This window comes from Tundrisphaera macrotermitis, assembly GCF_051175315.1.
Lineage (GTDB): Bacteria > Planctomycetota > Planctomycetia > Isosphaerales > Isosphaeraceae > Tundrisphaera.
The window spans coordinates 4,188,456-4,213,353 of the sequence record NZ_CP195100.1 but is presented as its reverse complement, the minus strand read 5'-3'; the positions used below and the strand labels follow the sequence as shown (position 1 = coordinate 4,213,353).

Annotated in this window: 18 protein-coding genes; 8 read left to right on the top strand and 10 right to left on the bottom strand. The window is 70.9% G+C overall.

Annotation, left to right across the window (positions count from 1 at the left end; all coding sequences use genetic code 11):
• Position 1 precedes the first annotated feature (1 nt).
• The 7 genes from TA3x_RS16970 to TA3x_RS16940 all read left to right on the top strand — a co-directional run bounded on the left by TA3x_RS16970 (position 2) and on the right by TA3x_RS16940 (position 10,767).
• Positions 2–781, top strand: coding sequence for an AAA family ATPase (locus TA3x_RS16970; RefSeq protein WP_435022385.1), 780 nt, complete (start codon positions 2–4; stop codon positions 779–781).
• Between the two features lie 54 nt (positions 782–835).
• Positions 836–1,942 (top strand): alkaline phosphatase family protein, encoded by a 1,107-nt coding sequence (locus tag TA3x_RS16965; protein ID WP_435015840.1) that lies wholly within the window; start codon positions 836–838, stop codon positions 1,940–1,942.
• 98 nt (positions 1,943–2,040) lie between these two features.
• On the top strand, positions 2,041–3,015 hold the full coding sequence (locus tag TA3x_RS16960) for an acyl-CoA desaturase (RefSeq protein WP_435015839.1): 975 nt from the start codon (positions 2,041–2,043) through the stop codon (positions 3,013–3,015).
• Positions 3,016–3,172: 157 nt separating this feature from the next.
• Complete coding sequence (locus tag TA3x_RS16955) at positions 3,173–4,096, top strand: DUF58 domain-containing protein (RefSeq protein WP_435015838.1); 924 nt, start codon at positions 3,173–3,175, stop codon at positions 4,094–4,096.
• Positions 4,093–6,270, top strand: coding sequence for a VWA domain-containing protein (locus TA3x_RS16950; protein ID WP_435015837.1), 2,178 nt, complete (start codon positions 4,093–4,095; stop codon positions 6,268–6,270). Before TA3x_RS16955 ends, TA3x_RS16950 begins: the two co-directional genes overlap by 4 nt.
• Before the next feature lie 88 nt (positions 6,271–6,358).
• The gene (locus TA3x_RS16945) at positions 6,359–9,331 is read left to right on the top strand and encodes a DUF1553 domain-containing protein (protein ID WP_435015836.1); all 2,973 of its coding nucleotides are present in this window, start codon (positions 6,359–6,361) and stop codon (positions 9,329–9,331) included.
• A gap of 26 nt (positions 9,332–9,357) precedes the next feature.
• Positions 9,358–10,767 (top strand): DUF1501 domain-containing protein, encoded by a 1,410-nt coding sequence (locus tag TA3x_RS16940; protein ID WP_435015835.1) that lies wholly within the window; start codon positions 9,358–9,360, stop codon positions 10,765–10,767.
• A gap of 6 nt (positions 10,768–10,773) precedes the next feature.
• Here the strand turns inward: TA3x_RS16940 and TA3x_RS16935 are convergent, their stop codons facing one another.
• A complete protein-coding gene (locus TA3x_RS16935; protein WP_435015834.1) occupies positions 10,774–12,870 on the bottom strand; it encodes a hypothetical protein in 2,097 nt (698 codons plus the stop codon).
• 148 nt (positions 12,871–13,018) lie between these two features.
• On the opposite strand from TA3x_RS16935, the gene TA3x_RS16930 reads away from it, so the two are divergent.
• Positions 13,019–13,309, top strand: coding sequence for a hypothetical protein (locus tag TA3x_RS16930; RefSeq protein WP_435015833.1), 291 nt, complete (start codon positions 13,019–13,021; stop codon positions 13,307–13,309).
• A gap of 7 nt (positions 13,310–13,316) precedes the next feature.
• Here TA3x_RS16930 and TA3x_RS16925 read toward each other — a convergent pair whose 3' ends face one another.
• The 9 genes from TA3x_RS16925 to TA3x_RS16885 form a co-directional block, all read right to left on the bottom strand.
• The gene (locus TA3x_RS16925; protein WP_435015832.1) at positions 13,317–14,363 is read right to left on the bottom strand and encodes a M28 family peptidase; all 1,047 of its coding nucleotides are present in this window, start codon (positions 14,361–14,363) and stop codon (positions 13,317–13,319) included.
• Between the two features lie 19 nt (positions 14,364–14,382).
• Positions 14,383–14,994 carry a Maf family protein gene (locus TA3x_RS16920; RefSeq protein WP_435015831.1) on the bottom strand — a complete coding sequence of 204 codons (612 nt, stop codon included), beginning with the start codon at positions 14,992–14,994 and terminating at the stop codon, positions 14,383–14,385.
• Positions 14,995–15,080: 86 nt separating this feature from the next.
• A complete protein-coding gene (locus TA3x_RS16915) occupies positions 15,081–16,556 on the bottom strand; it encodes an aldehyde dehydrogenase family protein (RefSeq protein WP_435015830.1) in 1,476 nt (491 codons plus the stop codon).
• Between the two features lie 117 nt (positions 16,557–16,673).
• Positions 16,674–17,354 carry a DUF4159 domain-containing protein gene (locus TA3x_RS16910; protein ID WP_435015829.1) on the bottom strand — a complete coding sequence of 227 codons (681 nt, stop codon included), beginning with the start codon at positions 17,352–17,354 and terminating at the stop codon, positions 16,674–16,676.
• A gap of 35 nt (positions 17,355–17,389) precedes the next feature.
• Positions 17,390–19,672 (bottom strand): DUF4159 domain-containing protein, encoded by a 2,283-nt coding sequence (locus TA3x_RS16905; protein ID WP_435015828.1) that lies wholly within the window; start codon positions 19,670–19,672, stop codon positions 17,390–17,392.
• Between the two features lie 109 nt (positions 19,673–19,781).
• A complete protein-coding gene (locus TA3x_RS16900; protein ID WP_435015827.1) occupies positions 19,782–22,346 on the bottom strand; it encodes a YfhO family protein in 2,565 nt (854 codons plus the stop codon).
• A 31-nt stretch (positions 22,347–22,377) separates the two neighbouring features.
• Positions 22,378–22,641, bottom strand: a complete 264-nt coding sequence (locus TA3x_RS16895) for a hypothetical protein (protein WP_435015826.1) — start codon at positions 22,639–22,641, stop codon at positions 22,378–22,380.
• Positions 22,642–22,707: 66 nt separating this feature from the next.
• Positions 22,708–22,896 (bottom strand): hypothetical protein, encoded by a 189-nt coding sequence (locus TA3x_RS16890; protein WP_435015825.1) that lies wholly within the window; start codon positions 22,894–22,896, stop codon positions 22,708–22,710.
• A 17-nt stretch (positions 22,897–22,913) separates the two neighbouring features.
• Entirely contained in the window at positions 22,914–24,710 is a 1,797-nt protein-coding gene (locus TA3x_RS16885; RefSeq protein WP_435015824.1) for a TIGR03960 family B12-binding radical SAM protein, read from the bottom strand.
• Between the last annotated feature and the right edge of the window lie 188 nt (positions 24,711–24,898).

Sequence of the window (24,898 nt, the reverse complement as noted above, 5' to 3'; positions counted from 1 at the left end):
CATCGTGGCGCGGAAGCGAAAGACCACCCCCGGGCCGTACCTGCTCCACATGGAGTTGCTCCGCGACCGCATCCTGGACGCCGGGGCGTATCCGTACAACCTGCCCGCGTTCCGGGGGCTGGACACCCTGGCCTTCCACCCCCGGGTGACGTTCCTGGTCGGCGAGAACGGGTCGGGCAAGTCGACCCTGCTGGAAGCGATCGCGATCGCCTCGGGCCTCAACCCCGAAGGGGGCAGCCAGAACTTCCGCTTCGCCACCCGCGCCTCGCATTCGCCGCTGGAGGGGTGCATCCGGCTGGCCCGGCCGCCGAGCACCCCGAGGGACCGCTACTTCCTCCGGGCCGAGAGCTTCTTCAACGTCGCCTCGGAGATCGAGCGGCTGGACGAGGGCGGCGGCGGCCCGCCGATCATCGGGGCGTATGGCGGCAAGTCGCTCCACGAGCAGTCGCACGGAGAGTCGTTCTTCGCCCTGTTCCAGAACCGGTTCGGCGACCACGGCCTCTACCTGCTGGACGAGCCCGAGGCCGCGCTGTCGCCGACCCGTCAGGTGCAGTTCCTCGGGCTGCTCCACGACTACGTCCGCAGGGGCGGGCAGTTCCTGATCGCCACCCACTCGCCGATCATCATGGCCTATCCCGACGCGATCATCTATCGATTGGATGATGCCGGGGTCGCGGCGGTGGACTACAGGGACACCGAGCATTACCTTGTGACCCGCGGGTTCCTGAGCAACCCCGCGCGGTCGCTCGCGATCCTGATGGATGACCCTCCCGAGGATTGACCCTCGGCGGCGGGCGGCCCGATTCCCACCCTCCACCCTGCGAGCCTCCCCACCATGATGCGCATCGCCTCGATGATCGGCCTCGCGTGCCTCCTGACCGCCCCCGCCGGCGCCGGCGAGCCCGCCCGGGCCGAGAACGTGATCGTCGTCACGCTCGACGGCTTCCGTCCCCAGGATTTCTTCGGCGGGGCCGACGAGACGCTGGTCCACCCCAAGGCCGGGGGCGTGGCCAACGTCGAGAAGCTGCGGAAGGCCTACGGACGCGACACGGCCGAGGCCAGCCGCGAGGCGATCCTGCCGTTCCTCTGGGGGACGGTCGCGAAGCAAGGGCAAGTGTTCGGCGATGCGTCGAAGAAGTCCCCGGCGAAGGTGACCAATGGCAGAAAGTTCTCGTACCCCGGCTACAGCGAGATGTTCTGCGGGTTCCCGGACGACCGGATCGACTCCAACGCCAAGAAGTCGAACCCGAACGGGTCGATCCTGGAGTTCCTCGACGCCCGCCCGGCGTTCCGGGGCAAGGTTGCGGCGTTCTGCACCTGGGACGTCTTCCCGTCGATCTTCCGCTCCGACAGCAACGGCCTGAAGGTCCATTCCGGCTGGACCCCGATCGTCGACGAGCCGCTGACCGAGGGGCAGAAGCAGGCCAACCTCTGGCTCGACCGCCTGCCCCGGTACTGGGCCGACAACGTCTACGACGCGGTCACGATGGCCGCCGCCCGCGAGCACCTGCTCCGCCACAAGCCCCGGGTCCTGTATATCGGCCTGGGCGAGACCGACGAGTGGGCCCACGGCCGCCGCTACGACCTCTACCTGGACGCGGCCCACGCGGCCGACCGCTATCTCGGCGAACTCTGGGAGCAGATCCAGGCCATGCCCGAATACGCCGGGAAGACGGCCCTGCTGGTGACGACCGACCACGGCCGGGGCGGCACCCCATCCGACTGGACCAGCCACGGCGAGAAGGTGGATGGGGCCGAGGCGGTCTGGATGGCCCTGATCGGCCCCGGCGTGCCGTCGCTGGGCGTCCGCGAGGGGGTCGAGGCGACCCAGTCCCAGGTGGCGGCGACGATCGCCGGGCTGGTGGGCGAGGATTACCGGGCGGCCAGCCCGAAGTCGGCGGCCCCGCTGGCCGGCGCCATCGCCGGGCCGCGCACGCCCTGAAAAGATCCGACGCGACCGCGATGGTCGGAATGAAAGACTTCGGTTACTCTCGCGTCTCAGATCCTCCACCATGAGCTTGATACGGGGAAGGACCCACCGTGCAAGACACCCTGCCGCGTCCGGTTTCGGCGTCGGGCCACGCCTTCGTGTGGCCGTATGTGATCGTCTTCGCCGCCTTCCACCTGCTGGCACTGCTGGCGTTACGGCCCGACTTATTCAGCTGGACCGGCGTGGCCCTGGTGTTCCTTGGGAACTACGTCTTCGGCTCGCTGGGCATCAATATCGGCTATCACCGGCTGCTCACGCACCGGAGCTTCAAGTGCTCGAAGCGCCTGGAGCATTTCTTCGCCCTGCTGGGCATCTGCGCGCTCCAGGACTCGCCGGGGCGGTGGGTGGCCATCCACCGGATGCACCACCAGCACTCCGACGAGCAGCCCGACCCGCACAGCCCCCTGGTCGGCTTCATCTGGGCCCACCTGGGCTGGCTGGTCACGGAGAATCGCAGCCTGAACCGGCTGAGCACCTATGAGCAGTATGCCCGCGACGTGTTCCGGGATCCGTTCTACGTCCGGCTCCACCGCAACCACACCTGGATGTGGGTCTACGCCGCCCACGCCGTCCTGTTCCTGCTGGCCGGGACGCTGGCCGGGTGGTTGTTGACCGGGACCCGCGAAGGGGCCCTCCAGTTCGGCCGGAGCGTGTTCGTGTGGGGGGTGATTGTCCGGACCGTGTACGTCTGGCACATCACCTGGGCGGTCAATTCCGCGACTCACCTCTGGGGCTACCGGAATTACGCGACCGGCGAGAACAGCCGGAACAACTGGATCGTCGCCTTGCTGACCAACGGCGAGGGCTGGCACAACAACCACCACGCCCACCAGAAGTGCGCGGCCCACGGCCATCGCTGGTGGGAAATCGACATCACCTACCTGACCATCCTGGCATTCCGCTCGCTCGGGCTGGTCACCGACGTGATCTCACCGGCCACGCCGCACGCCGGCCATGGGCGGGCCGAGCCGGTGCTCAAGGCGGGCCTGGCCCCGTCGCCGCTGGCCGGGCTGACCGAGGCCTGAGGGACGTCGGCGAAGCGGGGGCGTTGATCGCTCCGGGCCCGGGGCCGGCTTGCCCGCCGGGCCGCGGATCGCCTACGATCCAGGGCCGGTTGCCGTCGCGGGCACGCATCCGGGGGTCGTCCGCCCGGTCCGCGACGAATTGACCTCGGGACGCGCCATGACCCCGCCCGGAACGAGCCCGATCGACCCGTCCGCCCTGGCCCGGTTCGGCCGCCTCGAACTGCTCGCCCGGCTGGCCGTCGAGGGGATGATGTCCGGGCGGCACCGGAGCCCGTTCAAGGGGTTCTCGGTCGAGTTCGCCGAGCATCGCCAGTACGGGCCGGGCGACGAGATACGCCACATCGACTGGCGGGCCCTGGGCAAGACCGATCGCTACTACGTCAAGGAATACGAGGAGGAAACCAACCTCCGCGCCTACCTCGTGGTCGATACCTCGGGCAGCATGGGCTATGCCGGCTCGACCGCGTCGAAGCTGGAGCATGCCCGGCAGGTCGCCGCGACCCTGGCCTACCTGATGATCGGCCAGCGCGACGCGGTGGGCCTGGTGACCTTCGACGACGACCTCCGCGCCGCGATCCCGCCGCGATCCGCCCCGGGCCACTTCTCGGTCCTGTGCCGGGCCCTGGAACAGGCCCAGCCCGGCGGCGAGGCCCCGCTGGGAGCGATCCTCGACGCCCTGGCCGGGCGGATCCGCCGTCGCGGGCTGGTCGTGATCCTGTCCGACGGCTTCGACCGGCTCGACGACCTGACCCGGGCGCTCCGGCACCTCCGCCACCGCCGCCACGAGGTCCTGTTCCTCCACGTCCTCGCCCCCGAGGAGGAGACGTTCCCGTTCCGCCGGCCGGCCCGGTTCCGCAACCTGGAAGTGGCCGGCCAGGCCACGCGGGTCGATCCCTCGGCGCTCCGTTCGCACTACCTGGAGCGATTCGAAGCCTTTCGACGCGGGCTGGAGGAAGCCGTCCGGGGGATGGGGGCCGACTATCACCGGGCCTCGACCGCCCTGCCCCCGGAGCGGGCGGTGCTCGACTACCTGGCCGCCCGATCGGCCCGGGGCCGGGCCCGGCCGGGGGGCGGCCGATGAGCTGGGGAGTCGCCAACGTCGCCATGCTGGGCGGGCTGGCCGGCGTGGCGATCCCGATCGCCATCCACCTCCTCAGTCGCCGCGATGAGCCGGTCGTCGACTGGGGGGCCATGCAGTTCCTGGAGCTGGCGCCGAGCCAACGCCGCCGCGTCCGCTTCGCCGATGCCCTGCTGATGCTCGCCCGGATCATCCCGCTGGCGCTGGCCGCACTCGCCCTGTCCCGGCCCTACTGGAATCCGGCGAATGCATCCGTGGTCGGCTCGGAACTGTCTCGGTCGTCTGCGTCATCCTCGCGACGCGACGTGGTCCTGATCCTCGACGGCTCGGCCGGGATGGGCCGGCCCGGGGACGATTCCCCCCGCGATCGGGCGATCGCCTGGGCCCGGCGATTCGTCGCGACGCTCCGCCCCGGTGACTCGGTCGCGGTGCTCCAGGCCGGGAGCCGCGTCCGCCCGGTGATCGACCCGCCCGCCTACGACCTGGAGGCCGCGTCCCGGGCCCTGGCCGATGCCCCGGCGACCCGAGGGGCCGGCGACATCCCCTCGGCCATCGCCGAGGCGTTCCGGATCCTGGGACGGGCCGGCAACCCGGCGCGGGACGTAATCGTGCTGACCGACGGCGGGCGGGCCGCGTGGAAGCTCGATGAGCCCGGCCGCTGGAACCTGCTCCGCGACCTCCGCGCGAGGATGCCGGCCCCGCCCTCGCTCTGGGTCGCCGCGTTTCCGCCGGGGCCGGACGGGTCCGGCGCCCCCGATGGCTCGGTCGGGCCGATCGCCCTGACGCGGGCCACGCCCACCCCGGGGATGCCGGTCGGGGTGTCCGCGACCGTCGCCAACGCGGGTCCCGGGCCGATGACCCGGGCGGCCGAATTGGTCGTCGACGGCCGCGCGGTCCCGGGCTCGTCGCGGGTGGTCGGGCCGATCCCGCCCGGGGGCCGGTCCCCGGTGGAGTTCTCGGCCGAGTTCGCCGACCTCGGCGACCATCTGGTCGCGGTCCGCCTGGTCCCCGGCGCCGACCCCCGGCCCGAGGACGACGAGTCCTCCGCGATGGTCCGCGTCGCCCGGCCGATCCGGGTCGTCCTGATCGACGGGGCGACCGGGCTGGGCGCGACCCCGTTCCTCCGGGCCGCCCTGGCCCCGGGCGGCGACCGGTCGCCCCGGTTCGAAGCGACATCGGTCGCGGCCCGGGCGTTCCGCCCCGATCAACTCGAAGGGCAGGATGTGTCCGTGCTGGCCGGCGTCACGGCGATCTCCCCGGACTATGGCCGGATGCTCGCCCGGTTCGTCGAGGCGGGCGGCGGCCTCCTGCTCGTCCCGGGCCCGTCGGCCGACCCCGACGCCTGGGCCCGCGGCCTCGGCCCCGACCTCCTGCCGGCCGGCGTCGGCCCGATCAAGGGGGAAGCGGTCCGGCCCGATCCCCGGAGCTTCAACGGCCCAGCCCTTGCTCCCCTGGGTCGGGGCGAGACCCCCGCCCTCGGTTCCGCGACGTTCGTCGCCCATCGTCGGCTGACGCCGGTGCCCCGGGCGTCGGTCCTGGCCCGGCTCGACGACGGCGACCCCTGGATCGTCGCCCGACCCCTGGGCCGGGGCCGGGTCGCGGTGGTGGCGACGGGCCTCGACGCGGCGGCGGGGACGCTGGTCGCCAACCCCGACTTCGTCCCGTTCGCCCACGAGCTGGTCGCCGGTTTGGCCGACACCCCGCCGCCTCCCCGGCCAATCCCGCCCGGATCGCCCCTCGCCTTCGACCTCGACCCCGCCCCGCCCTCCTCTGCCGGCGAGGCGATCTTGACCCTGCCGTCGGGCCGGAGCCTGAACGTACCGATCGCCCGGTCCGGGGCCTCGGCCCGGGTGCTCGTCCCGGACACCGACGAGCCCGGCATCTATCGCCTGGCCGTGGGCGGCCGATCCTGGTTCGCGATCGTCGGGCAGGACGCGGGCCCGGCCGACGCGAGCCCGCTGGCCGACGCCGATCGGGCGACCCTGGCCGCTGGCTGGCCGCTGGCCTTCCTGGAAGGCCGCGACGGCGAGTTGCCCGACCGGCTCACCGGCGGCTCGGCCGCCCCGGCCCGGCGCGAGGCCGCCCCGGCCCTGATCCTGGCCGTGCTCGCCGGCCTCTGCCTGGAGATCGCCCTCACCCGGCGGATGTCGGCCCGGGGCGGTGTTCGGCCGTCATGAACTACCGATCCGGGCCGGATCATGGTACCAAGGAAGGTGCCCCCGGCGCGATGCGTCCGCCCTACCGACCCGCACCCGGACCCCGCCCATGAAACCCGCGATCGCCCTGCTCCTGGGCTGCTTGATGTCGACTCCGGCCCGGGCCGAGGATCCGGCCGACTTCGATGCCGGGGTCGCGACGATCCTCGCCCGCCGCTGCCTCGACTGCCACTCCGGGCCGGATGCGAAGGGGAAGCTCGACCTGTCGCGGAAAACGGCCGCCTTCGCGGGCGGCGACTCCGGCCCGGCGATCGTCCCGGGGAATCCGGAGGACAGCCCGCTCTGGGAGCGGGTCGCCGCCGGCGAGATGCCTCCCAAGGCCGCGCTTCCCGAGGCGGAGGCGAAGGCCATCCGGGGCTGGATCGCCGCCGGGGCCGCGTGGGGGACCGACCCGATCGACGCGTTCCGGCTGACGACCGGCCGCCGCGCCGGCCGCGATTGGTGGTCGCTCCAGCCGGTCGCCCGCCCGGAGGTCCCCCCGGTGCAAAACCCCGGCTGGGCCCGCTCGCCGATCGATCGGTTCGTCCTGGCGAAGCTGGAGGCCAATGGGCTTTCCCCGGCGCGCGAGGCCGACCGGGTCGCCCTGATCCGCCGCGTCACCTTCGACCTGACGGGCTTGCCGCCGACGCCCGAGGAGGTCGACGCCTTCGCGGCCGACGCGTCGCCGACGGCCTATGAATCCCTGGTCGATCGCCTGCTGGGCTCGCCCCAGTACGGGGTGCGCTGGGCCCGATGGTGGCTCGACCTCGCCCGGTTCGGCGAGAGCAACGGGTTCGAGTACGACGAGTTCCGCCCCGACGCCTGGCGCTATCGCGACTGGGTCGTGGGCGCCCTCAACCGCGACCTGCCCTACGACGAGTTCGCCCGCCTCCAGATCGCCGGCGACGTCCTCCGCCCCGACGACCCCGCCGCCGTCGACGCGACCGGGTTCCTGGTCGCCGGCGCGTACGACACCGTGGGCAATAACCAGGTCAGCGTGGCCATGAAGGCGGCGGTGCGGGCCGACGAGCTGGAGGACTTCGTCGGTACGGTGGGCCAGACCTTCCTGGGCCTGACCGTCCACTGCGCCCGGTGCCACGACCACAAGTTCGACCCGATCCGCCAGACCGAGTACTACCGGATGGCCTCGGCCCTCGGCGGGATCCGCCCCGGGGTGCGCGACCTTTCGGCGATCGACCCCGACCGGATCGCGGCCCGGGCCCGAATCGAAGGGCTGGCCGCCCGCGTCGCGGCAATCGAGGCCCCGGCCCGCGACCGGCTCCGGTCCGGGCGGCCCGAAACCGGGCCCACGCCTGTCGCCGCCTGGGACTTTGACCGGGGCCTCGACGATGGGCTCGGCCCGCTCGACCTCCGCCTGGAAGGAGGGGCGACAATCACGCCCGAAGGGCTCCGGCTCGACGGCCGGGCCGCCTATGCCGCCTCGCCGCCGCTGGACCGGGACCTGAGGAGCAAGACCCTCGAAGCCTGGGTCCGGCTCGACCGCCCCGACCAGCGTGGCGGGGGCGTGATGAGCCTCCAGGCCCTGGAGGATGGGCCGTTCGACGCGATCGTCTATGGCGAGGCGGAGCCGGGCCGATGGATGGCCGGGAGCGAGAACTTCGCCCGGACCCGCGACGTCGGCGGCGAAGCCGAGGCGGACGCGACCGGCCGGCCGGTGGCGATCGCGATCACCTATGCCGAGGATGGGACGATCCGGCTCTATCGCGACGGTCGGCCCTACGGCCGCGCCTACGCCTCGCGCGGGCCGGCCCGGTTCCGCGAGGGCCGCTCGCGGGTTTTGTTCGGCCTCCGCCACGCGCCGGCGGGCGGGAACCGGATGCTGGCCGGGACGATCATCCGTGCCCGGCTCTACGACCGGGCTTTGGGACCGGAGGAAGTTGCCGCGTCGGCCGCCACCTCCGGGTCCTACCTCCCGCCCGGCGCGATCGCCGAGGCGCTCCCGGCCGGGCTTCGCGAGGAGCGGGCGAGGCTTCTTGCCGAGATCGATTCGCTCCGGGGTTCGCTGAGTCGGCGATCGCATCGGGCCTATGCGGTCTCCCCTCGCGAGTCGGGGGTGATGAAGGTGAACCTCCGCGGCAATCCCGGGCAACTGGGCGAGACCGTCTCGGCCGGAGGCGTGGCGGCGGTGGACGGGCCGGACGCCGACTTCGGGCTCCCGCCCGACGCCCCGGAGGCCGGGCGGCGGAAGGCCCTGGCCGGCTGGATCGCCGCGCCGGGCAACCCGCTGTTTGCCCGGGCGATCGCCAACCGGCTCTGGCAGGCCCACTTCGGCACCGGGTTGGTCGAGACGCCCAGCGACCTCGGCTTCAACGGCGGGATCCCGTCGCACCCGGAGTTGCTCGACTGGCTGGCGTCGGAGGTAGTCGCGAAGGGCTGGAGCCTCAAGGCGATGCACCGGGCGATCCTCCTGACGGCGACCTACCGCCAGTCGTCGCGGATCAACCCGGCGGCGATCGCGAAGGATGCCGGCGATCGCCTGCTCTGGCGCAAGGCCCCGGTTCGGCTGGAGGCTGAGATGGTCCGCGACGCCATGTTCTCGGTCGCGGGCCGGCTCGACGCCACGACGGGCGGGCCGAGCTTCCTGGACCGGAGGATCGCCAAGGTCGAGGGCACGCCCTCGGTGCTGTACGTCCCGACCGACCCGGGGTCACCCGGCCTCGACCGCCGGACCCTCTACCGGGCCTGGACCCGGGGCGGGCGGAGCCCGCTGCTGGACGCGTTCGACTGCCCCGACCCGTCGTCGACCTCGCCCCGCCGCCCGGTCACGACGACGCCGTTGCAGGCCCTGGCGATGATGAACAACGCGCTGGTGCTGCACCTCTCGGATGCCTTCGCCGGACGGCTCGCCCGCGAGGCCGGGCCGGACCCGGGGCGGCAGGTCGACCGGGCCTATCGCCTGGCGTTCGGCCGCGCCCCCCGCGCCGACGAGCGCGTGGAGGCCGTGCGGGCGGTCGAGCGGTTCGGCGCGGCGACCCTGGCGCGGGCCCTGTTCAATGGCGGCGAATTCTCGTATCTCGATTGACCGGCCGGCCCGGTGGGGTGACTCCGATGGATCGTCGCGACTTCTTCTCGTGGGTCCGGGGCGGCCTGGCGGGCGCGGCGGCGTCCTCGCTGCTCATGCGCGACGGGGTGGCCCGCGAGGCCACCGCCTCAACCGGCCCGCACTTCGCGCCGAAGGCGAAGCGGGCGATCCATATCTGCCTGTGCGGGGCGATGAGCCACGTCGACTCGTTCGACCACAAGCCCGACCTGTTCGCCGGGCACGGGCAGAAGCTCCAGACCTCCACCCGGCCCGACCCCTTCTTCGGCCAGGTCGGGCGGCTGCGGGCGCCCGACTGGCAATTCGCCCAGAAGGGCCAGTCCGGGCTCTGGGTGTCGGACCTGTTCCCGCACATCGGCGAGGTGGCCGACGAACTGACCGTGATCCGCTCGATGGTCGCCGAGACGGCCAACCACACGCCGGCCACCTTCCAGGAAAACAGCGGGTTCCGGCTCAACGGCTTCCCGGCGATGGGTTCGTGGCTGAGTTATGGCCTGGGGAGCGAGGCCGACGACCTGCCCGCCTTCGTGGTGATCCCGGACGCCCGCGAACTCCCGGCCGGCGGGGCGATCAACTGGTCCAACGGCTTCCTGCCGGCCCGGCATCAGGGCGTGGTGATCCGGCCGAAGGGGGAGCCGATCGACGACCTGTTCCCGGCCCGGCCGATCGATCGCGGGGCCGAGTCCGCCGCCCGCGACCTCATCGCCGCGATGAACCGCCGCCACCTCGACGCCCGCGCCGGCGAGGATGCCCTGGCCACGCGGATCAAGGGGTACGAACTCGCCGCGCGGATGCAGACCTCGGTCCCCGATGTGGCCGACCTGAAGGGGGAGAGCCCGGAGACGCTGGGCCTGTACGGCGTCGATCGCCCCGAGACCGCCGACTTCGGCCGGTCCTGCCTGCTCGCCCGGAGGCTCATGGAAAGGGGCGTTCGGTTCGTCCAGCTGCTCTCGGGCGGGACGTTCGGCAGCCCCCGGCGGAACTGGGACGGCCACGAGGACATGAAGGCGAACCACGGCCAGGAGGCCCTGCGGATCGACCGGCCGGTCGCCGGCCTTCTCCGCGACCTCCGGCGCCGGGGGATGCTCGACGACACGCTGGTCCTGTTCACCACCGAGTTCGGCCGGACCCCGTACACCCAGTCGGCCGCCGATGTGGTGGGCGCCGGCCGCGACCACAACGCCGAGGGCTTCACCGTCTGGATGGCCGGGGCCGGGCTCAAGCACGGCATGGCCCACGGGTCGACCGACGAGATCGGCTGGAAGGCGGCCGAGTACCCGGTGACGTGGCCCGACTTCCACGCCACCGTCCTGCACCTGCTCGGGGTCGACCACGAGCGGCTGACGTATTACCACAACGGGATCGAGCGGCGGCTGACCAACGTCCACGGCCGGGTCATCAAGGCGATCCTGGCCTGATCGCCGTCAGGGGGCGGCGATCCAGACCGGCTGGGTGAACGCCCCGTCGGCGGCGATGTCCCAGGCCTCGAACCGGGCCCAGGTCCGGCCCCGGAGGTCGAGCGGGATCCGGAGCGAGCGGGTGCCGAAGCCTTCGGTGTCGGTCAGGTCGACCCGGTGGCGATAGACCTGCTTGCCGTCGCCCGAGACGACCTCGGCGAATGCCATCGGGAAGGTCCAGTCGAGCTTCGCCTCGACGATGGTCTCGGCCTCCGTCACGGCGGGCATGGTCTCGCCGGACGGTTTGCCGCCCACGGTGAATTCGGGGATCAGGATCTCGCCGGTGCTCGTGAAGAACCGGCCGCCCCGGAGGGCGTCGAGGACCGGCTGCCAGCCGTCGGCAAACCGGGGCTTGCGGTCGAGCCGGAGGTAGTTGATGTTCATGTGGGCGTAGGTCTCGAAGCTCGGCTCCATCCGGAACAGGTCGGCCTCGGCGACGATCTGCTTCCTCGCCCCCCAGTTGCTCATGTCGTCGAGCAGGTCGAGCACCCGCCAGCCGAGGGTCGGCCGCGACAGGTCGGCCGGCATCGCCTTCCACGCACCGCCCAGGAAGCGGGGCGAGCGGAAGAAGTCGCGGTCCTTGTACCCGTCTGGGAAGCCGATCGAACTCTTGATCCTCGGGTGGGCCGTCCACATCAGGCCGTCCTCGGCCTCCATGAGCCGGAGGACGTCCTCGGAACTGCCGACGTGATAAACGGTGCCGTAGCCCTCGACCTGCTCGATGAACGGCTTGTCCGGCGCCCGGTTCAGCACCCAGTAGACCGGCTTCGGGAAGAAGCTGATCCAGTGCCCGCCGAGGTGGACGTTGGGCTCCTCGCCCGGGAGCAGGAGGAGTTCGTCGTTGGACAGCCGCTCGCATTCCTGATGGAGGAGCTTCAACTGCGGCAGCCGGCGCTCGTCGGGAAGTTTGGGCGTCTCGCCGACGTGGAACTCGGCGAGGTGGACGATGTCCACGCCCCGGGCCTTGAAGGTCGTGACCATGCCCGGCACTTCCAGCCCCTTCGGCACGCCGTCGGTCCCCTGCTCCCGCCGCTTGCGGAGGGTTTCCAGGGTGTGCTCGACGTGGTAGTGGCTGGTGAAGGTCTGGTGCCCGGGCAGGGCCTTGTAGCGGTCGCCGTGGGTGTACGTCGCGACCGCATCGAGCGCCGCCTTGCCGTCGCCGCGGGCCAGTAGGAGGAAGACGCCGAGGTGCTGCTCCGTGCCGGGGGGGGCGTTGAACCAGGGCGAGAAACGCTTGTCGCCCTCCAGCGATTGGCGGATGCCGATGCCATAGCCGGTGTCGGATCCGGCGTAGTCGCGGCCATGCCAGACGAATTCGAGGTTGAACGCCTCATCCTGCGGATAGAAGAAACGATGGGGGGCCGGGAACACCGCCAGCGCCCCGCCCTCCCCCTGCGCCGCGATGGCCCGGCCCGAAACGGCGTGGGACCTGGCCTTCAGGTGGGGGTTGAAGATGCCACGCCGCATGGCCCCGTCGGGATCGACCCAGTGGGCCGCGTCCCACCCCGGCATGAGACCGGCAAAGCCGGTGTCGTAGACGATCGCCCGGGCGTCCTCCTGGGTCGAGACGACCGTCTCCGCCTGGATCAGCGGGCTGTTGCGGTAGAAGGTGAACCGGAGGTCGCCCCGGAACGGGCCGGCGGAAACCTCGGCCACGCTGACGGTCGTCCGCGAGCCTTCGCTGGTGACCACCGCCCGACGCCGGCCGAGCTTGACCGGGAACGTCTCGTGCGGACGCCTCGGCGGGTTGTCGAAGAACGCCACCCAGCCCGCCGGGTCCTTGAGGTTGCGGCTGCCCACCGTCAGCGTCGTGACCGGGTTCAGCCCCGAGGCGAGTTCGACCTCGGCCCCCGCCGCCGGGATCACCCGGATCGTCCCGATGAGCGACCGGTCGGCGTCGAGGCTGAACTCGATCCGGCCGCGTTCGTCGGCCGAGATCGGCCATGTCGCGGTCACCCGGCCCCGGGTTTCCTCGACGATCACGCCGGAATCGGCCCGGCTCGGGCTGGCGGCGATCAGGAGCAGGAAGGCCAGCGGCCAGGCGGTTCGGATGCGGCGTATCATCGGGGGCCTCGATGCATGTCGGTCGGGGGCGGGCCAACCCGGGAGGATCGCCCGCCCAGTTTGCCCGGCCGGACGAAATCGCATAATCGGGAATCTTCCCGCAGTCGGCGTGCTAGAATTGCTCGACACCACCGACGAGGATACACCGATGAGCTGCCTCTCGACACTCCCCAGCCAACGCCCTGCCCTGGACGCGGTGCCGGCCGAACTCCTGGAGCTGAAGGCCCGCATCCGCGAGATGCCCCCCGAGGTCCGGGCCCAGCTCGAACCGCTGGCCGACGACGCCTGCGAGCAGGCGAGGTTCCGCAACCGGGCCCTGTCCGTGGCCCGCGAGGCCCTGGAGCGGTTCCGCCTCGACCTGGCCGCCGTCGAGTTCGACTTGGCTGCCACCCGCCGCGAGCGCGAGAGCCTGCGGCGGCTGTTCGACCGCGGGATGTGACCGGGCTTCAGCGCGGGGAGCGGGGCTTGGGCTGGTTGAGCCACCCGGTGACGACCTTGCCCACCTGCTCCAGGCTGGCGCCGGAGCAGTTCTCCGGGACGTCCTGCGCCGTGTGCCAGTGCGGATAGTCGAAGTCGATGATGTCGATGGATGGGATGCCGCCGTTGTTAAGCGCCAGGTGGTCGTCGAGCACGGCCGGGCCGGTGCGGTCGCGGAATTGCTTGACGTTGAGCGCCCGGGCCACGGCCCACACGTCCCGGACCAGCCCGGGGGCGAACTCCAGGCTGTGCGGCTCCTTGTCGACCTGGAGGTTGCGGTCGCCGACCATGTCCAGGACCAGCCCGGCGGCGTAGACGACCTCCTCGCCGCCGACCTTGCGCTTCGGGTCCTCGACGTAGGACCGGGCGAACTCCTTGGCGCCCAGGAAGTACTCGCCGATCTGGTCCCGTCCCCCGCCGTAGACCAGCTCCTCGCCGTCGAACAGGACGAGGTCGACGCCCCAGGGGGTCGGCATGGTGCCCAGGTGGTGGGCGATCTCCATCAGCAGGGCGACGCCCGAGGCGCCGTCGTTGGCCCCGAGGAACGGCGTCTGCCGCTTGGTCGGGTTCCGGTCCTCGTCCGGGAACGGCCGCGTGTCGTAGTGGGCCGCGATCACGACCCGCTCGGCCCGCTCCGGATACCACGAGCCGATCAGGTTGGCCATGGACACCGGCTTCCGGCTGATCGGGTCGGTCCCCTGGAAGGGCTGCTCGCGGGTCGCCCCGCCGTGCTTGCGGAAATGCTCCGCGACCATCATCCGTTGCCTGGTGTTGGCGGCCGATCCGGCCGTGCGGGGGCCGATGGCGCAGATCGCCTTGAGGTATCCGTAGGCCCTTTCGCCGTCGATGGGGGCGGGGACCGGCTTCGCCATCCGAGATTGGGCCTTCATGGTCCTGGTGCCGGGCATCCAGATCAGGGCGGCGCCCACCCCGGCCAGCCCGAGGACGCCCAGCGCCAGGGCGACCGGGAACAGGGAGGGTCGCCGGGTCGGGGACGGTTCGGCGGGCGTGCTCATCGGGGCGGCTCCGGCGGGTTCAGGTTCGGCCGCCCATCGTAGCCGACCGGCCCGCCGATGTCAGGCCGGGAAATTCCCCCAGCAGCGACGCGAGCCGCTCCATCGGCAGGCCGACGACGTTGGACCAGCTCCCCGAGACGATCGTGATCCACGGGTCCTCGTCCTGCAACCCATAGGCACCGGCCTTCCCTTCCCACCGGCCCGAGTCGAGATACCCCTCGCGCTCGGCATCGGTCAACGGGCGGAACCGGCAGACGCTCACCTCGACCGCCCCGACCCAGTCGCCCCGGCCGGCCCGCACCAGGCAGAGGCCGGTCGCCACATAGGTATCCTGCCCTTCCTGGAGCCGGATCATCCGCTCGGCATCGGCCCGATCGACGGGCTTGTTGAGGATCTCATCCCCCACGGCGCAGGCCGTATCCGCCCCCAGCACCAGGCCCGACCCGCGACGATGGGCCACCGCCATCGCCTTCCGCCAGGCCAGGTTGGCCACGTACAGGGTCAGCGGCGTGCCCTTGGCGGGCTCGGGCTCGTCCACGTCGGATGGGTCGACGATGAAGTCGTATCCGGCCTCGGTCAGGAGCAACTTGCGGCGGGGCGATCCGCTGGCGAGGATCAGGGGGACGCTCATCGGTGGGGACCTCGATCGGATCGTGAAACGACGCCGCCCTCCCCCGGGGATCGGGAGAGGGCGGCGCCGGCAAGGCCATCGGATCGTCAGTCGAGCGAGACCGTCACGGTCTTCAGTTCGAGGTAGTTGTCCAGGGCCTTCTCGCCCAGCTCGCGGCCGATGCCCGACCGCTTGAAGCCGCCGAACGGGGCGGCGGCGTCGAAGGCGTCGTAGCAGTTGATCCAGACCGTGCCGGCGTTGATCCGGTGGGCGACGGAGTGGGCCTTGGCGATGTCGCGGGTCCAGACGGCGGCGGCCAAACCGAAGTCGGTGGCGTTGCCGCGCTTCACGGCCTCCTCCACGTCCTTGAACTTGGTCACGGCCAGGACCGGGCCGAAGATCTCCTCGCGGACGATGTCCATGTCGTCCTTGACGTCGGCGAAGATGGTCGGCTTGATGAAGAAGCCCTTGTCGCCGTGGCGTTCGCCGCCCGTGACGACCCGGGCGCCCTGGCTCTTGCCCTTCTCCACGAAGCCCATGATCCGGTCGAACTGGGCCTTGTCGATCTGCGGGCCCTGTTGCGTCTGGGGGTCGAACGGGTCGCCCAGGCGGCGGTTGCCGACCTTCGCGGCCAGCTTGGCCACGAACTCGTCGTAGATCCCCTCCTGGACGAACAGGCGGCTGCCGGCGCAGCAGCACTGGCCCTGGTTCAGGTAGATGCCCAGCAGGGCGCCGTCCACTGCGGCGTCGAGGTCGGCGTCCTCGAAGACGATGTTGGGGCTCTTGCCGCCGAGTTCGAAGGTGAGCCGCTTCATGGTGTCGACGGCCGACCGCGAGATGATCTTGGCGGTGTTGCCCTCGCCGGTGAAGGCGATCTTGTCGACCTCGGGGTGGGCCACCAGCGCGGCGCCGGCGGTCTCGCCGAAGCCGGGGACGATGTTGATCACGCCGTTGGGGAAGCCGGCTTCCATGGCCAACTCGCCCATGCGGAGGGCGGTCAGCGGGGTCTGCTCGGCCGGCTTCAGGACGATGGTGCAGCCGGCGGCGAGGGCGGGGCCCCACTTCCAGGCCACCATCATCATGGGGAAGTTCCAGGGGATGATCTGCCCGGCCACGCCCACCGGCTGCTTGCGGGTGTAGGTGAAGTAGTTGCCCCGGACCGGGATGGTCTGGCCGTGGATCTTGTCGGCCCAGCCGGCATAGTAGCGGAAGCAGTCGATGACCATCGGCAGGTCGGCCTGGCGGCTCTCGCTGATCGGCTTGCCGTTGTCCAGCGTCTCCAACTCGGACAGCTCGTCGATGTTCTCTTCGAGGAGGTCGGCCAGCTTGTTCATCAGGCGGGTGCGGTCGCGGGCGTCCATCTTCTTCCAGGGGCCGGACTCGAACGCCTTGCGGGCGGCGCGGACGGCCAGGTCGATGTCGGCGGAGTCGCCCTCGGCCACCTCGGCGATGACCTCCTCGGTGGCCGGGTTGATGGTCTCGAACGTCTTGCCGCTGACGCTGTCGCGCCACTGGCCGTCGATCAAGAGCTGGGTCTGGAGGGTGCGCGTCGCCCCGCGCCGGGGCTCGGTGATCGTCGCCATGCGTCTGGCTCCCTGGAGTCGTCTTCGGAGGGTGCCGTCCCCGAGGTCCGGGGGGCATATCTCATCTTACTGCGACGGTCCACCGAAGTCCCCACCCGAGTCGCCGAAGCTCACGGATCAGGGCGAGGTGGCGTGGACCACCGCATTCGCGAAGAGTTTTGCGGCATCCTCGCGGGCATACCCCCTGCGATCGGGAGAATCCCGGCGCTGCAAGGAGTCGCCGATATCGAGATCCGAATAGATCACCGCCCAACGATCGCCGACCTTGATGCCCTCCAGACGCGGCGGTGAGGACTTGCCCCCGGCCGCCTCCGTCCTCCTCACGTCTGCGATGTGATAGCCGGACTCCCCCCGGAAGATCGGATCGTCGGGCGGGATCGGGACCAGGGGCGCATCGGGGAACATCGCGGCGACCAGGCGTCGGAACGAGGCGTCGAAGGCCGGGCTCCCGCCGGCCGCGTCGGCGAACAGGGTGCCGCCGCCGGGCGAGAGGTGGCGGCGGAGCGCCGTGCGCTCGGCCTCCGAAAGCGCGAACGCCTCGCGCCCTCGGAGATAGGCGAGGGGATAACGAACCAGTTCGGGGTCGGTCAGGGCCAGCTCCTTCTGGTCCAGGATGATGCCGACCCTGGACAGGTCGCGGAGGAACAACTCGGCGTCGGCCAGGGGCCGAGGCTGGTCATTCCCGGGCCCGGCGTGGCGGAGGCAGGCGACCCGGGCGACCCAACGCCGGGGCGGGGCCTGCGATCGTGCGGGTTCGAGGGGGGCGCCGATCGCGCCGATCGCGAGAATCGCAGCCATTGCGGGGGTCAGCCGCATCGCCGTCCGCCTCCGGTTCAGGGCAGGGTCGAGTAGATCACGATGTTGGTGGCGATCTTCAAGGCGCTGTCGTGGACGTAGCCCTTGCAGTCCAGGCCGGCCTGCTTCTGGAGGGCGCAGCCGAGGTCGAGCTTGGAATAGATCACGGCCCAGCGGCCGTCGATCTTCACCCCTTCCAGCTCGGGGAACCCGGTCGTGCCGCCGGCCGCGACGGTCCGCTTGCAGCCGGACAGGTCGTAGCCGATCTTCTGGGTGAAGAACGGGTCGCCGGGGGGGATCGGGACGAGCGGATTGTTGGGGAGGAGTTCGGCGACCATCCGGCGGAACGCGGCGTCGAAGACCGGGCTGCCGCAGGCGGCGTCCACGAACAGGGTGCCGCCGCCCGGCGAGAGGTGGCGCCGGAGGGGGGCCTCGTCCTCGTCGGGGAACGCGACCGAGCCCCGCCCATGGAGGTAGATCAGGGGGTAATGGACGAGGTTGGGGTCGCGCGGGAAGAGTTCCTTGTGGTTGATGACCACGTCGAATTTGAGCTTGTCGCGGAGCGAGGTCGTGAGGTTGGGGATGGCCAAAGGGGCGATGTTCCAGTCGCCGGCGTGGCGGATCTTGGCGATCCGCAGGGCGCCGCGGCGGGGCTGCTCGGGCTTGAAGTCGGCGATGTCGCGGACGGCCAGCTTGTCGGCCGGCATCTCGCGGCCGGTGGCATAGTCCACGATGTTCTGTCCGATCTTGGTGGCGGACTGGACCGTGGGGTGGCCGGGGGCATTTTCCAGCTGGTTCCAGTAGCACGACAGGTCATCGGGCGAGTAGATCACCACGGTCCGGCAGCCATGCTCGATCCCGAAAAGCGGCTGGGGTGTATCGGTCAGGTCGTACCTGGCCCGCCAGACGGCGTGGTCCTTGTGCAGGACTTTCAGCGCCAGCTCGGGGTCGGGGAAGATCTTCTCCATCAGGGCCTTGAAGCCCCGGTCGAACTCCTCGCTGCCGCAGCAGGCCTCGGCGACGATCATCCCCCCCTGTTCGACGTACTCGCGGAGCCGGTCTTCGCCGGATGGGGAGAACAGGGGCGCCCGGTGGCCGTTGAGGTAGGCGATCGGCGCCTGGAGCATGTCCTCGATGCTGGCCGTGTCGGGGTCCACCACCTGCCAGGTGAGCAGGTGCTTCCAGTCGCGCGAGACCACGCCGACGAGGTTAGCGATGTCGTCGTGGTCGTTATTCCAGTCCGCCCCCGGGCCGTGGCGGAGCTTGTTGACCAGCACCGGGGCCCGCCCCTTGGCCAGGAACAGGAGGGCGAAGCTCGTCGTCAGGATCGGGTCCCCTTCCGGGCCCCCCCCGCGCCAGAAGCCTTCCAGCCCGTCCTGGCCCCGGACCAGGTGCGCGGCCCCCTCGCGATACCAGTCGTGCGAGCCGAAGAACCGCCGGCCGCTGAGCCGGCCGACCCGCTCCACACCATAGAGGTAATAGAACTTCCACATGCCGGGCGATCCCGGGTTCTGGGTGACGTCGAAGTTCCGGGCCATCCAGTCGAGCCCGTTCTGGAGGTTCGGGTTGACCACCTCCTGGCCGCATCCCCGGATCTCGCCGTTGACCAAAACTTCCCGGCCCTGGACCCGCTTCAGCCCGGTGATGATGAGGCTGGAGATCCCCGCGCAGGTCATGCTGCCGGTCGGGCCGGCCGGCCCCTGGTAGCCCCAACCGCCCTGATTCCCCTGGTTGGCGATCCAGTAGGCCCGCGCCCGGTTCCAGGCCTCGGGGCGGACGGCGAAGCCCGCCTCGCTGGCGGCGTGGAGCCCGAGCAGGGCGTACTGGGTGTTGGAATTGTCGCCGGACTGGGACATGCCCGCCGCGCTGGCGTTGTAGGACCAGGCGCCCGACCGGGTCTGCCCCCGCTCCAGCCACTCGGCGTATCGGGCGATCTCGTCGCGATAGCGGTCGGGGTCGGCAGCGGCCAGGGCCATCGTGATCAGCGCGATCGTGTAGGTTTCGTGCTGCGGTTCGACCCGGCCCTTGCGCAGGACCTCCAGGGCCCTCTGCATCGGGGCCGACCGGGGCGACTCGCCGGCCGTCAGCAGGGCCAGGGTCACCAGCGCCGACTGACCGAGTTCGGTGCCCCACGAACCGTCAATCCTCTGGGCCTTGAGCAGGAAGGCGACGCCGCCGCGGATCGCGTGCTCGACCTCCTCGCGCGAGACGTTGCGTCCCCCCTGGGCCCGGGCCGCCGCCGGCGCGGAGGCCGTCGCCACCCCCAGCCCGAGGGCCAACCCCCACGCGATCGCCCGCCATCGGCCCCGATTCGTTCCCATTCGCCTGCTCCGATGTGCGGGTCGCCGATCCAGGCCAGACGGATGTCCGACGACCCGACCTCCACCTTACGGTCCGCGACCGCCGTCTGGCAACCGCGCCTCGGCCGGATCAGCGGCCGATCGACGACCGCATCGGCGCGATGGCCTCGATCCCCGCCCCCCAGGTGAAGCCGTGGAAGCTCCCCCGCCACCTCGGCTGGATCCCCAACCCATCGGGGCCGAGTCGGATGGTGGAGGCCGCCACAACGACGATCAGGATCAAGGCGAATGCGGCCGGCCACGGCCGGGGCCATCCCAGGGGGGCGTGCGGCGGGTCCGATGCCAGCACCGGCCCCGGCCAGGCCAGGCAGGCGAGCACGCCCAGCAGCCCCGCGATCGTCGCGATCAGCCCGAGCCGGAATCCGGCCGGCTCGTAGGTGAAGACGACCCGATGCGGGCCGGCATTCACGGCGACCGCCCGGAACGCGGCGAAGGCCGGGCGGATCGGCGCGGGGCGGCCGTCCAGGGTCGCCGACCATCCGGGGTCGAAGGTGTCGGCCAAAACGAGATAGGCGGGCCCCCGCGCCTCGACCTCGACCTCGACCCGCTCGGGCTCATCGACCATGATCCGGGCGGTCCCCTCGCCCGGGGCGTCGATCGGGATGGGTCGGTCGGGATCCTCGACGATCACCCGGTCCCGGATTGCGGCCCCCAGCTCGCCCAGGGCCTTCCCGGCGGCTTCCTGGTCGGCCACATAGGCGGGCCGGCCCATAACCCGGGCGCGGGGCTGGGCCGTGGTGTTGCGATGGATGAAGGCGGTGCCCGCCGGCTCGATCGGGCCGGTGAATCCCGGGATCGGGCGATCCATGAGCAGGTGCGTCACACCCTCGACGTCGAATCGGACGAGCCCGGGGGCGGCGTGGTCGTGGAAGGTCAGGAGCCGGCGGTCGTACATCGGCGTCTCGCCGGTCGCCGATCGCAGGCCCCAGATCGGCGGGAGGCTCCAGGGCAAGGTGTCCCGGACGGCGGGGAAGTTGATCGACTCGGAGGCGTAGCCCGGCTCGCCCGACGACGCCTGCGCCACCCCGTAGACCCGGATCGTCCCGGGGTCGGCCAGGATCTTCTTCGCCGAGGCGGGCGGGTCGGTCCAGTAGCTCGGGTCGATCGTCGGGGCCTCGAACCGGTGCGAGCCGAGCAGGTCGGCGATGATGACCACAGGCAGCAACGCCGCCAGCCGGGCCCGGGCCGCGGGCCGGATTTCCCGGGCCGCCCTCAGGGCGATCGACCAGCCGGCCAGCGCGAGGGCCACCGTCCGGATGGAAGCGATCACCAACTCGCGGGTCAGCCAGCGCGAGCGGTTCAGGTTCGGCCCGCCCGACCACCGCCGGGGGTCGGCCCAGGCGGGGTAGTAGACGAACGCCAGGATCGGGATCGAGAGCAGGATTAGCACGCCGACGAACCCCAACGCCCCCCGGAGCCGGACCCGCCCCAACTCGACGCGTGCCAGGCGATCGACGCCGACGGCCGCCAGTGCCGCCACGGCCAGCGAAACCCAGAGATGGTAGCGGACCGGGATCCGCGAGCTGCCCACCACTGGGACCTTGTGCATCAGGTCGAACAGGGCCGTGTATCGGCCGAGCATCGCCAGCGAGCCCAGGCCGAGCAGGATCACCCAGAACGCCACCCAGCGATCACGCGCCGCCCGCGCCCCCAGGGCGGCCAGGGCCATGCCGACCAGGCCCATGTAGGCGTTCATCTCGTGGTAAGGGTAGTAGCCGTCCATCCAGTCGGTGTCGCGGGCCCGGGTGCCATACGCCTCGCGGACGATCAGCGTCGGCAGGAGTTCCGGCGACCACGACCCGTAGGTCAACTGTTCCCAGGTCAGGCCCCCGGCGCGGGGCGACCGATCCAGGAGGTTCTTGGACGGCATCCACTGGACGGCCGCCACGGCAATCCCCAGCCCTCCCAGGCCGGCCGCGAAGCCCAGGGTCATCAGGCGGGCCCGCCAGCCCCGCTCGGTCGCCGCCCGGTACAGGGCATAGATCCCGATCGCCATCCCGGTCAGGATCGTGTCCTGCAGGTGCCCGGAGAACACCTGAGAGGCCATCGCCAGCGCACCCAGCCCGAGCCCCCGCAGCCTCCCCCCGTCCCAGGCCACTTCCAGTGCCCAGAACGCCAGAGGCACGCTGATCAGGGCGTTGGCCATGCTGGTGTGGATCAGGTGCGCCCAGACGAACCCGCTGAGGCCGAACAGGGCCGCGCCGGCCAGCGATCCCGACGGCCCGACGTGGCGGCGGAGCCACCCGTAGGTGGCCAACCCGGTCAGCCAGACCGACCCGACCGTGTCGAGGTTGAACGCCTTCCAGGCGAGCATCCAGGGATAAAGCAAAGGCTTGAGCGGGTGCCAGTATCCGGCCTGGCTCTCCGCATAGAGCGGGAAGCCGCAGTAGAGGCCGGGCATCCACCGCGCGAACTGGCCGGTCCGGTACTGCTCGGCCAGGAACCAGCGGTACGGGTAGTTGATCTCGGTGACGTCGAAGTAGAAGAACGCCCTGGACAGGCTGACGGCGTCCCAGAAGAACGCCGCCACGGCCACGGTCCACGCCAGCAGGGCCAGGAGGTCGCCCCGGCCCCAGGGGCGCCGCTCGAAGGTCCAGGCCGCCGGGGGCGGAGACGTTGGGTCACCGGTCGTCACGTCTCAATCCCCTTGCAAGGCCAGGGTCGGCTCAAGCGTTCTCATTGGAGCCGGGTCGATCGACGGGATGATCGAGCGTCTGGCCCCATATTCCCCCGGCGATGGCCCCGACAGCCATGGCTGGCAGCCCGAGAATGAAGACAAAGCCGAAGGCGCCAAATAGAGCCCCGCTCATGAAGTCGGGAGCGGAATGGCACGGGGCCGCACGGCCTATCCCGCCGAGAACGAAGCCAATAATCGCGAGGAACATGGGCCCGGCGAACAGGCCCACCAAGGCACCACTCGCTGCGTTCATGCTGATCTCCGTCCGAGCGTCCCCGAAGTTCATTCGCTGTAGGCTGGGTCTAGACCCAGCCTACAGCTAAACGTGGTGAAACCCGAGGAGCCTGCGGCAGGTCGGGCACGCGAGGGCGGCGACGAAAGCAGGTAGGCCGAGCCAACCTCGCGTGGTGAGTTCCCGCTGGACGATCTGGATCTTCTCGATGGGCGAGTCGCAGTGGGGGCAGATCAACTCCGCCCCGGCCTCGACCTCGTCAGGATCTTTGCCCATGCCAGTGTCCCCCGATCTCAGACCGCCCCGGCCATGGCCGCGAGCTGGATCACCGAACGACCCTGCTCCTTGGCGAGGTACTCGCGCCCCTTCTTGACGTGGATGTGGTCCCAGGGCAGGACCTCATCCACGGGGCGTTCCCGCTGGCTGTAAGAGGCGACGTCGATGCCGAGATCCTCGAAGGTTTTCCACCAGAGCTTGGCGTCGAAGTGCTCGGTCCAGGCGTCGAGCCGGGCGCCGCGGCGCCAGGCTTCTTCGAGCACGGCGGCGACGCGGCGGTCGCCCCGGGTGAGGATGCCTTCCAGGAGGCTGGTCTCGATGTTGTGGCACTTGATCGTGACCGAGCGGATCCGCACCTGATTCCGCAGATAGCGGTGGGCCCAGTGGAAGTAGTCGCGGGTCTGCATCCCGTTCCACTGGTAGGGCGTGTGCGGCTTGGGGACGAAGTTGGAGACGCTGGCCGTGACGTCGGCGAACCGGCCGGTGACGTCCTTGCCGATCCGGGCGATGGTCTCGGCCATCTCCACGATCCCGTCGAGGTCGGCCGGGCGTTCGCCGGGCAGGCCGCACAGGAAGTAGAGCTTGACCTTCCGCCAGCCCCGGCGGAACGCCTCGGCGGCCCCGTCGTACAGGTCCTTGTTGTCGATCGGCTTGCGGATCTGCTCGCGCATGTCGTCGCGGGCGACCTCGGGGGCCAGGGTGAGCCCGCCGCGGCGGCCTTCCTGCAAGAGGGCCGGGATCTTCTTGAGGGTCTCGGTGATCCGCAGGCTGGGCAGGGAGATCTTCACCCCCAGCGGGGTGAACACCTCGCTCATCTTGGTGACGAGTTCTTCGAAGTTCGGGTAGTCGCTGGTCGAGAGCGACAGGAGGCTGATCTCGTCGTAGCCGGTGCTCTTGTAGCTCTCCATCGCGGCGTTGACGATCGTCTCGACGGTGCGATAGCGCAGGGGTCGCTTGATGACGGTGCTCTGGCAGAACCGGCACTGCCAGGGGCACCCGCGCATGATCTCGATGGCGATCCGGTCGTGGGCCGTCTCCACGAATGGGACGACCGGGGCGGTCGGCAAGGGGATCTCGTCCAGCCCCCGGATCACGCACGGCTTGATCGCCGCCGGCACGTCGTCGCGGGTCCGGTGGATCTCGGTGATCACCCCGTCCTCGCCATAAGTCATGTCGTAGAACCGCGGGACGTAGGCCCAGTCGACCGACCCGGCGATCCGCGCCAGCTTGTCGGCGCGGCTCAGGGTCGGGTCATCCCGCATCGCCGCCCACATGTCGCAGACGTGGGGCAGGCTCGGCTCGCCGTCGCCGATCACGAACAGGTCGATGTAGGGGGCGAGCAGTTCGGGGTTCTGGGCCCCGGGGCCGCCGGCGATCACCAGCGTGTCGTCCGGCCCGCGATCCTCGGCCTTGAGCGGGATCCCGCCGATGTCGAGCATGGTCAGGACGTTCGAGTACCCGATCTCGTACTGGAGCGAGAAGCCGAGGACGTCGAACTCCTTGAGCGGCGTGAACGTCTCCAGCGAGTAGAGCGGCAGCTCGTGCTCGCGGAGGGCCTTCTCGAAGTCGGGCAGCGGCGTGAACGCCCGCTCGCACGCCCAGCCGTGGGCGTTCATCAGGCTGTAAAGCACCTGGAGGCCGTGGTGGCTCATCCCCAGGGCGTAGGTATCCGGGAAGGCGAGGCAGACCGTCCCGGCGACCGTGCCGTGGTCCTTGCGGACCGAGTTCAACTCCCCCCCGATGTACTGTGCCGGCGTCTGGATCGTGGGCAGGATGCGCGACGTCACGTACTCTTTGAGGGGGGCGTTGAGCATGGTCGGTGCCTCGTTCGGACCTGCGGATGATCGGGGCCGCCCCGGGTCGATGCCCGGGCACGGCAAGATCGCCATTCTATCCGCACGCCCCCTTCGCGGAAAGCTCTCCGAGGGGTCGGATTGCGGGCGGATCGCCCGGGCGGGTACGATGAGGCCCGACGGAGCGGGTCACGGGTCGTGGGTCGAAG